The organism is Pedobacter ginsengisoli (assembly GCF_002736205.1).
Classification (GTDB): Bacteria; Bacteroidota; Bacteroidia; order Sphingobacteriales; family Sphingobacteriaceae; genus Pedobacter; species Pedobacter ginsengisoli_A.
Map to the genome: position 1 here is coordinate 909,561 of NZ_CP024091.1, position 14,601 is coordinate 924,161.

10 protein-coding genes are annotated in these 14,601 nt (G+C 36.5%); 7 read left to right on the plus strand and 3 right to left on the minus strand.

Annotated elements, in window-relative coordinates; genetic code table 11:
- The first annotated feature begins 6 nt into the window (after nt 1–6).
- On the plus strand, nt 7–1,710 hold the full coding sequence (locus CPT03_RS03850; protein WP_099437607.1) for a RagB/SusD family nutrient uptake outer membrane protein: 1,704 nt from the start codon (nt 7–9) through the stop codon (nt 1,708–1,710).
- Nucleotides 1,711–1,787: 77 nt separating this feature from the next.
- Nucleotides 1,788–3,614 (plus strand): glycoside hydrolase family 35 protein, encoded by a 1,827-nt coding sequence (locus CPT03_RS03855; RefSeq protein ID WP_099437608.1) that lies wholly within the window; start codon nt 1,788–1,790, stop codon nt 3,612–3,614.
- A gap of 38 nt (nt 3,615–3,652) precedes the next feature.
- Here CPT03_RS03855 and CPT03_RS03860 read toward each other — a convergent pair whose 3' ends face one another.
- Entirely contained in the window at nt 3,653–4,717 is a 1,065-nt protein-coding gene (locus tag CPT03_RS03860) for a DUF2652 domain-containing protein (protein ID WP_099437609.1), read from the minus strand.
- Nucleotides 4,718–5,113: 396 nt separating this feature from the next.
- On the opposite strand from CPT03_RS03860, the gene CPT03_RS03865 reads away from it, so the two are divergent.
- A complete protein-coding gene (locus CPT03_RS03865) occupies nt 5,114–5,728 on the plus strand; it encodes an RNA polymerase sigma factor (protein ID WP_099437610.1) in 615 nt (204 codons plus the stop codon).
- A gap of 40 nt (nt 5,729–5,768) precedes the next feature.
- Here CPT03_RS03865 and CPT03_RS03870 read toward each other — a convergent pair whose 3' ends face one another.
- Complete coding sequence (locus CPT03_RS03870) at nt 5,769–8,204, minus strand: outer membrane beta-barrel family protein (protein WP_172954133.1); 2,436 nt, start codon at nt 8,202–8,204, stop codon at nt 5,769–5,771.
- Between the two features lie 122 nt (nt 8,205–8,326).
- Entirely contained in the window at nt 8,327–8,662 is a 336-nt protein-coding gene (locus CPT03_RS03875; protein ID WP_099437612.1) for a hypothetical protein, read from the minus strand.
- A 199-nt stretch (nt 8,663–8,861) separates the two neighbouring features.
- On the opposite strand from CPT03_RS03875, the gene CPT03_RS03880 reads away from it, so the two are divergent.
- From CPT03_RS03880 to CPT03_RS03895, 4 genes are all read left to right on the plus strand, one after another.
- Complete coding sequence (locus CPT03_RS03880; protein WP_099437613.1) at nt 8,862–9,419, plus strand: RNA polymerase sigma factor; 558 nt, start codon at nt 8,862–8,864, stop codon at nt 9,417–9,419.
- Nucleotides 9,416–9,820, plus strand: coding sequence for a hypothetical protein (locus tag CPT03_RS03885; RefSeq protein WP_099437614.1), 405 nt, complete (start codon nt 9,416–9,418; stop codon nt 9,818–9,820). The genes CPT03_RS03880 and CPT03_RS03885 overlap by 4 nt, the downstream gene beginning before the upstream one ends.
- Before the next feature lie 87 nt (nt 9,821–9,907).
- Complete coding sequence (locus CPT03_RS03890) at nt 9,908–11,092, plus strand: FecR family protein (RefSeq protein WP_099437615.1); 1,185 nt, start codon at nt 9,908–9,910, stop codon at nt 11,090–11,092.
- A gap of 175 nt (nt 11,093–11,267) precedes the next feature.
- Nucleotides 11,268–14,588, plus strand: a complete 3,321-nt coding sequence (locus CPT03_RS03895; protein WP_099437616.1) for a TonB-dependent receptor — start codon at nt 11,268–11,270, stop codon at nt 14,586–14,588.
- The last annotated feature ends 13 nt before the right edge of the window (nt 14,589–14,601 follow it).

A 14,601-nucleotide genomic window follows, 5' to 3' on the forward strand; every position in this document is an offset into this window, starting at 1 on the left:
GTAAAAATGAAGTACAAATATAGCATACCAGTTTTTATTTTAGTAAGCGGTGTACTGGCACTGAGTTCATGTAAAAAGGATTTTCTGGATGTTACAGCAACAGACCGGATCCCAACAAATACTTTGGAAACAGATACCGCAGTATTTGAGGCTTTTGTAACCAATAGCTACATTGGAACAAGGCTACAAGATAAAGAAGCAGACGGAACAAATCCTGGATTTGGACGTGGCTTTGAATATAGCATGTGGAGTTCATTAACTGACGAGTCCATATATAATAATGATGACAATACCTGGTTGGTACAAAGGGGTCAGTTAGCTCCTGAAAACCTGGGAGCTCTGGGCGTATTATGGGGCAGAAGTTATCGTGGTATTCGTGAGTGTAATTATGCCCTCAAGGTGCTTACTACCATACAAATGAGTGTAGCACGTAAAACCAGACTCGAAGGCGAGTTAAAGTTTATCAGGGCATTTCGTTATCAGGATCTGATCCGTAACTATGGAAAGGTAGTGCTTGTAGGAGATCAGGTACTCGGTTTAACAGATAACCTTCAGGATCCTGCACTGTTTAAACGTGCAACCATTAAAGAGGGGATTGATTATGTAGCAGCACAGCTTGATGATGCTGCGGCCAAACTGCCATTAAACAATGACAATAATTGGCTGTTGGGTAGGGCTACAAAAGGCGCTGCATTGGCACTTAAATCTAGATTATTACTATATGCTGCCAGTCCTTTGTATGAAGCTGCAGGTACCTGGCAAACTGCTGTAACTGCTGCACAGCAGGTGATTAGCCTGAACAAGTATGGAATCTATCAGGGAGGTTATGGTAATATGTTCCTTATTAACGAAAGTAATGAAGCCATATTTGAACGTGTTTATACCAAAAATGCCAATCACACTCACCTGGAAATCGCTAACGGACCAAATGGCTATGGCGGTTGGGCAGGAAATACGCCAACACAGAACCTGGTAGATGCTTATTACCTAACCAATGGGCAACCTGCAAATGACAGTAACCCATTGTACAATTCTGCTAAACCTTATGAGAACCGCGATCCGCGTTTTAAAGCAACCATTTTATATAATGGTGCAGCATACCGAGAGCGTAACATAGAAACATTTATTCCTGGTGGAAAGGATAGTAGAGATGGTAATGACAACTGGAATACTACAAAAACCGGTTATTATCTTAAAAAATTCATGAATGATGCCTATCCTTTGCAAAATCCATGGGGTAATGCAGGTTTCCAGCCATGGATTTATATCAGATATGCAGAAGTTCTGCTCAATTTTGCCGAAGCTGCAAATGAAGCGTATGGCCCTGATGTTGTACCTGCCGGATCAACCTTCTCGGCTCGCCAGGCTATCAATATGATAAGGTCAAGGGCTAGTGTAAACATGCCGGATCTTGCAACCGGAATGAACCAGACTGATATGCGTACCGCCATCAGACATGAACGTCAGATAGAACTTGCGTTTGAAGAACATCGTTTCTATGATGTTAGAAGGTGGAAAATAGCAGATGTAACCGAAAATCAACCTTCACGTGGTGTGATCATCACTAAAAATAGCGATGGAACTTTCACTTTTACACCTAAAATAGCACTTGATGGACGTAAATTTGAAACCAAACATTACTGGTTACCAATTCCGCGGGCCGAAATTCTTGCCTCAGGTAATCAATTGCAACAAAATCCGAACTACTAGCAGAATTTGCAAACGCCGGGAAACAAATAGTGTTTTCCGGCATTTTGCAAATCACCCATTTTTATAAAATATTCTACATGAAAATATTGAATTTAATCTGCTTGTCAGCAGTATTGATACTACTATGCGGTTGCAGTAAAAATAAGATAGCACATACTTTTGAACTTGCTGATAACGACTTCTTACTCGATGGAAAACCTTTTCAGATTGTATCTGGTGAAATACATTATCCTCGTGTACCCAGAGAGGCATGGAGGGATCGGATGAAAATGGCAAGGGCCATGGGACTTAATACCATTGGAACTTATGTGTTCTGGAATGTCCACGAACCCGAAAAGAATGTTTTTGATTTCTCAGGGAACAATGATATCGCTGAATTTGTAAAGATCGCACAGCAAGAAGGGCTGTGGGTAATATTACGACCTAGCCCATATGTATGTGCAGAATGGGAATTTGGAGGGTATCCATATTGGCTTCAAAATGAACAGGGTATGAAAGTGAGGAGCCAGGAAAAACAATACCTGGAAGAGTACAGGAAATACATTCACGAGGTGGGTAAGCAACTTGCTCCATTGCAGGTTAACCATGGAGGTAATGTGCTCATGGTACAGATTGAAAATGAATACGGCTCTTATGGCGCAGATAAGGAATATCTGAAGATTAATCGCGAGATGTTTATTGATGCTGGGTTTGATGGATTACTGTATACATGTGATCCACAAAAAGATATCAAAAACGGTTTCCTTCCCGGAACACTTCCGGCTATTAATGGACAAGACAATCCGGCAATAGTTAAAAAGGTAATCAGGGAATTAAATAATGGTAAAGGTCCGTTTTTTATAGCTGAATGGTATCCGGCATGGTTTGATTGGTGGGGCACACCGCACCACAAAGTTCCGGCTGAACAGTATACCGGTAAACTCGATTCAGTGTTAGGTGCAGGTATTTCCATCAATATGTACATGTTTCATGGAGGCAGTACACGCGCATTTATGAATGGCGCTAATTATCGTGATAGTGTACCTTATGAGCCTCAGATCAGTAGTTATGATTACGATGCACCACTTGACGAAGCAGGTAATGCAACCGATAAATTTATGAAATTCAGGGCAGTTATTGAAAAGCACCTGCCTGTAGGTACCAAGTTACCGGCTGTTCCTGCCTCAAAGCCAGCTGTAGCACTAGAGACTATTCATTTTTCTGCCGAAAGTAGTATTTATGATTACCTGGAAAAATCGAAGCAAAGTATTCAGCCCCTAACATTCGAAGATCTGAATCAGGCTTACGGATATGTACTTTATCGCACAGTTATAAATGAAGGAAAGTCAGGGATACTTAAAATAGATGGCTTAAGGGATTATGGGTTGGTCTATATTAATGGTAAAAGACATGGCATTCTGGACAGAAGGTTGAATCAGGATAGCCTTATGATAGATTTGCCTAAGGGTAAAGTTACCCTTGATATATTAGTAGAAAATATGGGGAGAATTAATTTCGGGCCATTTTTACTTCAAAACAAAAAAGGGATTACTGGCAAGGTTAGTTTAGCAGGTACAGTCTTAAAGTCATGGGAAATGTTTTCGTTGCCTTTTGATAAACAACCGGTTAAAAAGACTGATACTAATGTTTTCAGACAGGAAGGCCCTATGTTGAAGTATGCAGAATTTGAACTTAATAATGTGCAGGATACCTACCTGGATATGCGAAAATGGGGCAAAGGTGTGGTATGGGTAAATGGCCATAATCTTGGAAAGTATTGGAGTATTGGCCCTCAGCAAACAATTTATCTGCCAGCAGAATGGCTGAAAAAAGGGAAGAATCAAATAGTTGTACTCGATTTGATCAAAACTGATCAGCGATCCCTTACCAGTCTTGATAAGCCAATTTTGGATCAGGTTAAATAACCATAAATTTTAGTCTGCCTTCTTGGGTATTCGCAATATTATAGATGAATATCTTTTAACAGGGGAACTATTTTTTCAAGTGATTTTTGAAGAATAGGCCCCTGTTCCTTTTGATTTGATAATTTTGAAATAAGATTTGTTATCCAGTTACTGGTTTTATAAATGTCTATGGTAAGATTTGTTTCGTTAGGAGCTACCTTTATCAGGGTAAAGTATATGATCTGATCACCTTTATCATTCATCTCACTAAATTCAATTCTATCATCAGTATAAGAGTAGCTATTTGAATAGTAAAGGGTCTCTCCATTGTTTAATGTCCATGTACTTTTCATACCTACCCGCGGTAAAAAGTGCTGAAGTCCTTCCACCTTTTTTACACCGTCCCACCAGAGGTGGCGATACTCAAACGCACCAGAGGCATGAAATAGTGTGATAATGTCAGTTTCATATGTTTTTGAAACAGTGCATATTTTCTTTTTTCCTGAAAGGTTTAAAGGAGGTAAAGGGTCATCTGCTATTTCATTTTTTAATTGGCTTAGTTGTGTATAATGAAAGTAAATCTCTCCGGTTTCCGTTTGCTTCATGCTGTCATTCCAGTTCATCCATTCTTTAAAATCAGCCGGAGCATTATCCTGCAAAAGACCATTGGTAACCAACCAATATTCATGCTGCTTTATATCGTTCTTTAAAAGCTGATGAGCAACAATAACATCTTTGCCAATCAGTTTGCTAAAATTCTTTACGTTATATCCTGTAAATTCACCATAATGGGTAATTACCTTCAATGAAAGATTCGCGGCAGAAGTACAGGCATTACATTGACAATACTTCCTTCGGTCGTAAGACATTAGACTTTTATGAAACAAGCAAAACATTTTTTCTACCTGTTTATACAATACTTCAAGTTCCGGAGGTTCTCCGAATTTGTAAAAAAGAATTGCATCACCCTCTATTTCAGAAACTTCAAGCCCTATTTGATTTGCATTAATAAGCAATTCAAGTAATTCCTGTATAATCATGCGGCTGTGGTTAATCTCTGATTCAGTTACAAATCGAGTGAAACCGCTAATGTCAGGGATAAAAAGCAGACCTTTTGTTTCCATTTTATATTAAAGTTATAAATAATAAATGATCAAATCTTCATAATACTCCATTGTTAAAGGTTTAGAGAAAAGATTGTTATTGCAAAAAAAGCATTGATAATAGTCAAATTAGGAGTAGTTTGGAATTGCCTATTGTTTAATCTTTATCTATTTCCTGGCTATGTAAATATTGTTAAATAAGTCAGATGTCAAATCTCTTGAATACTCATTCATCGAAGACAGGTATTAAAGGGATGTAGAAATATGATGAGCCACTTGTAAAAAAATATAAGTATGCGGAAATAATTTTTTTTTGAAATTATATATTTTGTATTTCAAGATGTGCAATTGAACAGTAGATTAAAATAATTATATTGAAATATTATTTCTCCAAATAAACTTAGGGCTTAATTGTATATGTTCCAACCGGGTAAGCAAAATGCTGATGAAGACAATTTATTGTTAGCGCAAGTAGCAGTTGGTAATGAGCAAGCTTTTAACCAAATATACCATAAAACCAATAAGAATATTTATAATGCTGTAATGGCTTATGTAAAAAATGAACACACTGCTATTGAGCTGGTGCAACAGGTTTATATCAAATTTTGGAACAATCGTAAAAAACTAAAGGATGTAAGAAGTTTGAAAGATTACCTTTTTATTATTGCCAGGAATTTAACCCTTGATCATTTTAAAAAGGTAACTATAGAAACGGCTTTTTTTGCGGAGTTAACATCGAGAGAAAATTATCCTGTAAATAGCATAGATGAAAGGATAGAGCAAATTGAATACGATAAATTGCTAATGAATGCACTTCAGCAATTGCCCCCTCAACAGAGGGAGGCATGGCTTTTAGTTAATGAACATGAACTTAGCTATGCTGAAGTTGCTGTAAAAATGAACATCTCTAAATTAACAGTAAAAAGGCATTTGGAGTTGGGCCGCAAAAGTGTGCGCGGTTATCTCAAATCACATATTTATACCATAGTAACAGTTCCTTTTGTTGTTATTTCAACTATTTTTTTTCGCTAATTTCATCATTGTTTTTAAAGGATGCAGGTGCGGTAAATTATTAGTTCGCAATATCATTGTTCGTTATGTTTCTTCTGGTTTTATTTACACCTCCTTTTAGTCTTCCAAAATTATAGTTTAAACTAAAAGCACAGTTTTGAAAATAATCTCTTGAGGTATAGGACTGGCTAAATTCCTTGCCGAAACTTGTAGAATTGTTATTCCTATACTTAACAAATGGATTATTAAAACGCGCACCTAATGATAGTTTATTAGTAATTAACTCCTTACTTATGCTAAAACTTGTACTAACGTAGCCATTAGTTGTACCTTGTAAACCGGTAGGGCTATTACTCATTCCATTCAAAGTAGCATTTAAACGCCAGCCCTGATTCAAGTCAAATGAATTCGAAATAGAAAGAGAATACATCAACAAATCGTTAGTTACACTAATCCCATCAGGATTTCCTGCCAGCCATAAATACATCGCATTTCCATTCAGTCCAACCTTATAAGTATTGCTGATCGGATATGAAATGGACAGATTAGCTCCAAGACTACTAGACTCACCAGTATTTTCATAAGTAGTTCTTGTGATTTGGGTAATCGGATCAAAATTCACCACCTGTAAATCCAGATTATTCATGAATGAGTAGTTCAATCCTACATTTATCGAAAGCTTTTTGTTATTACCATAGTTAGCCTGAATATCATTTAGCAGTACTGGTCGGAGATTAGGATTACCTGTCGATTCAAAAAGTGGATTGGAACGGTCTATATAAGGGTTTAATCTCTTTATACTTGGCCTTCTGATGCGCTGGGAGAAGCCAAAGCTCAAACTACTCTGATCTTTAAAATTCTTATTAATTGCTATTGAGGGAAATGCATTAAAATAATTCTGATTAGCTACTGTAGCATCATTTACAAAATCTCCTCTTATTACCGTTTGCTCAACGCGTATTCCGGCAATAATACTCCATGCTTTTAAAGCATACCGATATGAATTATATGCACTAAAAACGTTCTGAGAATTGGTATATCTGTTAGAAAATTCGGGATCCGATTCAAATTGACCATTCAAATCATTAAAAGTATTGTAATCAAAATCACTACTGCTGGATCGTAATATGGATTTAAGCCCGGCTTCAATATTAACTCTCTTCACAGTAGTTGTAAAATCCAATTGAAAAGTATTTTCATGGAATTGCTGATGATCATACTGCTTGTAATCCTTTTGATCATAATTAATTAAATTTGATAGGTCAATATCTCCATTACGTTTAGCCGCATTGTTTGAATATTGATAAGAAAAGGTTAAAAGTTGATCCTTTATTTTTTTAGAACCGATCTGGTAGTTAATTGCAGCATCAACCCCATAATTTTTTCCTTTATTGTAATTTAACAGGTCATACCCTTGCAAAAGTTCAGCTCCACTACTTAGTTCTGAAGACTGAGATATGAAGCCTGAAGATCTCCCTCCATTGAGGTTGAACTGACCGGATAGTAAATTTAATGAATCAATACTGTAACTTAATTCAGTACCAAAATATCCTGTTTTGTTGTCAGATTTTTGAAGGCCCTTTTGTAAAAGTCTGTTTATTGCATTGCCATAACTTAGCCTGTTACCTTTATAAGTGGTTTGCGGGTTGTTGTTCAGGTTTGCACCTCCAAAAGCCGAAATTGCAAAGTTTCCATTTTTTACAGTAACCGATCCACCGGCACCTGGCCCTCCAGCCGGAAGGCTCTCATTTATATTAAGAGAACCATTATATCCATCACTAATCTTTTTACTAACAATGATGTTGATGATTCCAGCCAATCCCTCTCCATCATATTTTGAGGGAGGAATTGTAATCACCTCTATTTTTTCTATAGTAGATGCAGGCATACTTTTCAGTATTGCAGTCAGATTACCTTCTAAGCTTGCAGAAGGCCTGCCATTAATCAAAACTTTAAAGCTTGAATTCCCTTTGAGAAGAATGTTATTCTGCCCATCCAGAGTAATATATGGGATTTTAGGTGCCATATCTAACACACTATTCACCTTGCTTTCAGGATCGGCTTTCAAATCGTAAATGATCCGGTCGGCCTTTTGGCTGATCATTGGTCTTTCCCCGGTGATGACCACATTATTTAGTGTTTTAAGCTGTTCTGCTAGATAAATAGTACCAAGATCAATCTCTTTCGTTTCTTTTTTAGACAAATCCAATGAAATTGTTTTTGAGTAATAACCCAGAACAAGAAAGGAAAGCTGATAGTTTAGAGGGCCAGACGCATTAATGGTAAATTTTCCGTCTTTGTCAGAGGCTATAGCTTTAATGACGGTCCCCGTTTTGGTTTTGATCCTAACAGTTGCAAAGGGCAAATAACCATGACTTGCAGAATCGACGATCAATCCTTTAATCTGGTATTCGTCTGGTGTATTCTGTGCAAGTAATAAGTTGGTTTGAACTATTGAAATAATAAGTAATAACGTTATTTTGATGGTTAATTTCATGATTCTATTGGTAATGAATTTTAGGAATTTCAAATTTTTGGGCATAGTGAGTCGTTTAAAGGCTTTTGCACTTTAAAATCAATTACTTTTAAACGACTGGATTAAATTTCTAGGAGAGTGGCTTATTTATCTTTTTGATTGCGAATTATTAGGTGATAAACTAAAAACCCTCCGGCAATAAAGATCATTTCTACTCCATATGGTAATGGCGACTCTTCTGCATTGTATGGTATAAATTCCAAAGCAATTAAACCAATCCCCGCCGACATTAGAATAATTGCCCATTTAAGCAGTTCATTATCTTTGGATAACTGCGTTAAAAATTTCAAACCGGTTTCGTCTAAAGGACCCGAATCAATGATTCTTCTTTTTAATCTATACTTGTAAAGTGTAATGATAAAAATTCCAATTATTACAAAAAATATGATGATGATTATAAATGGCATTAACTGTTTCATGATCTCTAATTTAAATGATTTACCCAGTAGTCAACAAAAAAAGACAACTGGTTGCAGTTATTTTAAATTAATTTATTGAATCTTTTTTTAGTGCTTATTAATCTTTGGATTTTTGTATTATTATCTAACACATAAAAAATAATCTGGATATACTTTGATTTTTTTGCAACCGACAACCCGTATTGATTGACTATTAAGTATGTTTAATGAAAAGGATATTATAACCAGGATATTAAATAAAGACTTTAAGGCTTTTGAATTACTTGTAAGACAATATGAAAGGTTGGTCTTCTTTGTGATCAATAGACTGGTGCATGACCAGCAGGATAAAGAAGATATTTGCCAGGAAGTATTTATTAAAATCCATAAGAACCTTTACAGATTTGAGTTTAAATCAAAGCTATCTACCTGGATAGCACGAATTGCTTATCTCACTGCCATCAATCACATTAAGTTTAGTAAACAGGAACGGTTGTCAGAGTATACTGAAGATATTGATCAATATTATTTTACTGATGAAAATCCTGAGCATACCATGATTAAAAAAGATACTGTGAATTATCTTAATGATCTCATTCAGAAAATGCCACTTCAATACCGCACTGTGCTAACATTATATCATTTAAATGAATTCTCCTGTGCTGAAATTGAAGAGATTACAGGAATCCCGGAAGGAACAGTTAAAAGCTATCTGTTTAGGGCAAGGAAGCTATTAAAAAACAAAATTGAAAAAGATCTTAAAAAAGAAGAAATATGAAAGAATCAGATGATCATAGAATACAGGAGATGTTTGAAAAAGGCATAAATAATGATTCTCCTCAGTCATTTGAAAATAATGACCTTCTAATTTATAAACAATTGTTTCAAGCCTTAAATTCCGGGCAGGAATCAGGATTGCCCCAAAACTTTGCCGCCAAGGTGACAAATAAAGTGCAAAGGGAAACCTATCGAAAACAAGACATGTGGTTTGCGCTAACCATTATTTTAATATTTGGAGTCACTTTTGGTGCCGCATACCTGGTTCTTACCCTGATTAATCCAAATTCAGGACGCGAATTTTACGAGGTTAATATCCGGTTCAAATATGTGATTCTTCTGGGAGTTCTAACCTTTCTGGCTGTCTTTTATGATAAAGGCAAATCCAAAGTATTGAGTTAAAGCTGTTTTATTTATGTAATTATTTTTTTCTTTTCATTGGGCCATTTTGTTTTAGTAATCGTCTTTAGTTAAAATCCGATTACAAGAATGAATAGAACCCGTTTCCATATCCTTTTACAATACTTCAAGGAAGATGTTATTTCTGAGGAAGAATGGCGAGAATTACTAGGAATGGTAAAAACCGGTCGTTATGACGACCAGTTGGAAGATGATCTTTTAATTTCGTTAGACAGCATAGGGAAGAAAAATAAGTGGACTGAAGATATTGAACGGGAAATGTGGTTAGGTATTCAAACAAAAATACAAGGCCAATCAAAAAATACTAACTACCGAATATGGATAGCTGCCGCGGCAGTTCTTCTGGTGATGCTAACTGCAGGATTGCTTTTCTTTAAAGCCGAGCATTTATCATCTTCTCTTAAAACAAATACAGCTAGGATAGAGGCTGATATTTTGCCGGGAGGTAATAAGGCTGTTCTTACATTACCAGATGGAAAACGCGTAGTACTAACCGATTCAACAATTAAACAACTGGCAAACCAGGCCGGTGGTTCAATAACAAAAGCCGGAAATGGAATCCTTGTTTATAACATGACTTCATTGGCTGGAAATGCAGGTGCCATAACGGGCAAAGAAATATTTAATACCATAAGCACGCCTAGAGGGGGGCAGTATCAGGTAATACTAGCCGATGGCACCCATGTTTGGTTAAATGCTGCATCTTCACTCAAATTCCCTGCTTCTTTTAAAGGAAAAACACGATTGGTTGAGCTTACTGGCGAGGCCTATTTTGAAGTAGCCAAAAACAAGCAAATGCCATTTATAGTGCATACTCAAAATCAGGAAGTAGAGGTATTGGGTACACATTTTAATATCAGTAGCTATGATGATGAAAAAGTTACTAAAACAACTTTACTGGAAGGATCAGTTAAGGTGATAGCTCAGGCCAATCAAAAAGTAATTAAACCCGGCGAACAGGCTCAGATTAATAGGAATGTTGCTGCCATTAAAGTATTACCGGTTAGTATAGAAGAAGCTATTGCATGGAAAAATGGTTATTTCGTATTTAATGATGAAAAGCTGGAAAGCATTATGCAAAGGGTATCCAGATGGTACGACATTGATTACGAATTTCAAGGTCAGCAAGGAAATCTATCCTTTTTAGGTGTCGTAGAACGATCAAAAAATATATCATCCTTATTAAAAGTGTTAGAATCAACTGGAAATGTTCACTTTAAAATAGAAGGGAGGAAAATTATCGTTATGCCATAATAGTTACAGAACTAACGGTAGTTTAAACAAAGTCAGGGATGCTGGAACACCCCTGACCAATGTTTGGATATGCCATGATAAAATTCAGCTAAACAACTAATCAATTTATCGACGTAGACTTTTCTCTGTTAAAAGAGTAAAGAATTGCGTTGTGCAACCAAAACAAACCAAATGTATGAAATTTTACGATCAATTCAGATGTAAGCTCATTGCTTCAAATTCTGGACAAATACTACGTATAATGAGGCTAACCATTCTCATATTAGTAACATGCTTACTCCAGGTTAGTGCTACTACCAAAGCACAGAAGATATCCTTGAGCGAAAAAAACGCTTCGTTGGAAACCGTTATCAGGAAAATCAGAAGCCAAACCAATTATTACTTTATTGGTAATAGCGATTTAATCAGAAAGGCAAATCTTGTAAATATTAATGTTAAGGATGTATCTATTGAAGATGCTCTTAATCAGTGTTTTGTAAACCAGCCACTTGTTTATTCTATTGTGGAAAAAACCGTAGTAATTAAAACAAGAACTTTGCTTTCATTATCTCAGCAAATTGGACAAAAAATATCCATAAAAGGTAAAGTAACTGACGAAAATGGAATGTCTCTTACGGGAGCTTCTGTAAAAGTAGAAGGTACAGAGGTAGCTGCTACCACCAATACCAATGGCGAATTTCAATTGGAAGTTCCTGATAAAGATGCTATTTTATTGATTTCCTATGTAGGGTACGAAGTTATCCGCATAAAGGTTCAGGAAGGTACCCTTATGAATATCCGCCTTAAACCTCAATTGCGCGATTTAACTGAAGTAGTTGTAATTGGCTATGGAACCAAACGTAAAACAGAAATTACAAGTTCAATCGCATCAGTAAATGTAAATGAACTGAGTGCAAATGCTTCTAACAATGTAACAGATGCGCTTCAGGGCCGTGTTGCCGGTGTATCAATTGAATCAAGTACAGGTGCTCCGGGTTCAAAATCAAACATTACAATTCGTGGCACCGGAACTCTAGGTGCAAATGGCCCTTTGGTTGTTATTGATGGAATGCCTTTTGGTAGTATGGATGGACTTAATCCTGCTGATATCCAGAATATTGAGGTGTTAAAAGATGCTGCGGCAGCCAGTATTTACGGATCCAGGGCTGCAGGCGGAGTAATCTTAGTGACTACAAAATTGGGCAGAAAGAATACAGAGCCTAAAGTTCAATTTAATGCAGTTTACAGTAGTCAGTCTATTGCTAAGCGAATGGACGTGCTCAATGGTGAGCAATGGACCAAATTATTAAATTCTGTAGGAGGAAATTTTCCTGCTTATAATGGAACAAATACCAACTGGCAGGATGAGATTTTTAGGAATGCCCCAATCTACAAAGCGAATGCAGATGTTACTGGAGGATCAGAACATTTTCAATATAGCTTGTCGGGAAGCTATTTGAATCAAAAAGGTACAATCATAAAAACCGATTTCAACAGCGCTAATTTTAGAGCGAAATCATTATATGAAAAAGGCAGGGTTAGAATTGGACAAACGTTCATTTACAATAAAACTCGTGAACGCACATTGCCTCCGGGAGGAGATCAATCTCATAGTAATATATTAAGTGCATTAATTGTACCTCCAACTGTTCCTGTTTATAATCCTGCAAACCTGCCAGGCGGTTGGGGAGGAGTAAACTCAGGTATGAAAAATCTTTCAAATCCCGTGGCTATTTTGAATTCTAGCGATTATAGAAATAACAATAGTTCGGTAACTGCTGATGTGTTTGCGGAAGTTAGATTGATTGATCAATTGAAGTATAAAATTAATGGTGCGATATCAGAAAATAGAGGCTTTGGTAACAATTATGACTATGCATATAATGATGGCAACGTAATACTTGCCAAACCAAGACTAAGTCAGAGCAGCGGAGTTTCTAGTTCATGGTTACTAGAGCATACCCTTAGCTATGATAAAAAGCTTGGATTACATAATATCTCAGTGCTTGCCGGTTTTACCGCCCAAAAGGATACGAGTAACTCTTTTAATGCAAATGGAAATAACCTCCCAAATGGAATTTATTCTTTTGGTTCTGAAAAATCCAACCAATCAGTTGGAGGAGATTTAGGAGATGTCAGAAGAGAGTCTCTTATTGGAAGGGTTTCTTATTCTTACGACTCTAGGTACATGATCAGCGGATCAATCCGTAGAGACGGATCTTCTAAGTTTGGTGAAGGTTATTATTATGGTGTATTTCCAGCCGTATCCGCAGGTTGGAATATCAGCAATGAAAAGTTTTATGGTAATTCAGGAATTTCGGCCTTCATGAATTCATTAAAAATCAGAGGTAGCGTTGGTTTGCTGGGAAATGATCAGATACCAAACTACTCTACAATTAATGGAATTAGTAATAACTTAAACTTTGCTACAAATGGAGGTGTGATAGTGGGGTCTATTCCTAGTGGAACTGCTTCTCCACGAAATTTAAGATGGGAAGAATCAAAATCGGTTGATGCAGGTCTTGATGCCACATTTCTTAACGGAAAAATGTCACTCGTATTCGACTGGTTTAATAAAACAGCTCGAGGCGTATTACTTGCAGTTCCAATACCTCTTAGTACTGGGATTAGCGGTACACCAACAGTTAATGCCGGTACAATTAATAACAAAGGTATAGAGCTAGCTTTGGATTATTCAGATGCGGCAGGTGACTTTTCTTATAAAATAGGCTGGAATATGACAACTATGCGAAATAGAATGACCGCCATTACTATAGGAAGTGGCAATCAGGAATTTGGTGATCTGGAACGCGCTAAGGTTGGAAATCCAATAGGAAGTTTCTTTTTAATTAAGACAGACGGCATATTTAAAACACAGGCAGAGATTGACGGATATAAAGGTTCAAACGGCCAAAAAATACAGCCTAATGCTTCACCTGGTGACATAAAATTTGTTGATTTCGACAATAATGGTAAAATTGATAACAATGATCAGCAATATAGCGGAAGTCCAATCCCAACATTTGAAACAGGATTAGCGGGTACACTTGCATGGAGAAACTTTGATTTAAATTTATTGGTGCAAGGTGTTTTTGGAAATAAAATTTATAATGGTGGTAGAATCTGGACAGAGCAAATGACAGCTTATACCAATTTATCTACGTCTGTTTTAAATGCCTGGACTCCAGAAAACAGCAGTTCAAGTTTTCCAAGATTCACATTGGCAGATGTAAATTTAAATTCCCGTGGAAATAGTGATCGTTGGTTAGAAAATGGCGCTTATGTTAGGGTAAAGAGGCTTGAGCTAGGATATACAGTAGCTGAAGATATTGCGAAACATTTAAATGTTGGTAAGATAAGGGCATATCTTTCAGGTCAAAATTTATTCACTTTTTCAAAATACAAAGGATATAATCCGGATTTAGGAAACGATGGTAATCCACTTAGAAGGGGTTTCGATAGCGGAGCATATCCATTGCAACGAATTGTCTCTCTGGGCTTAAACGTATCTTTTTAACTGAATAATTAAA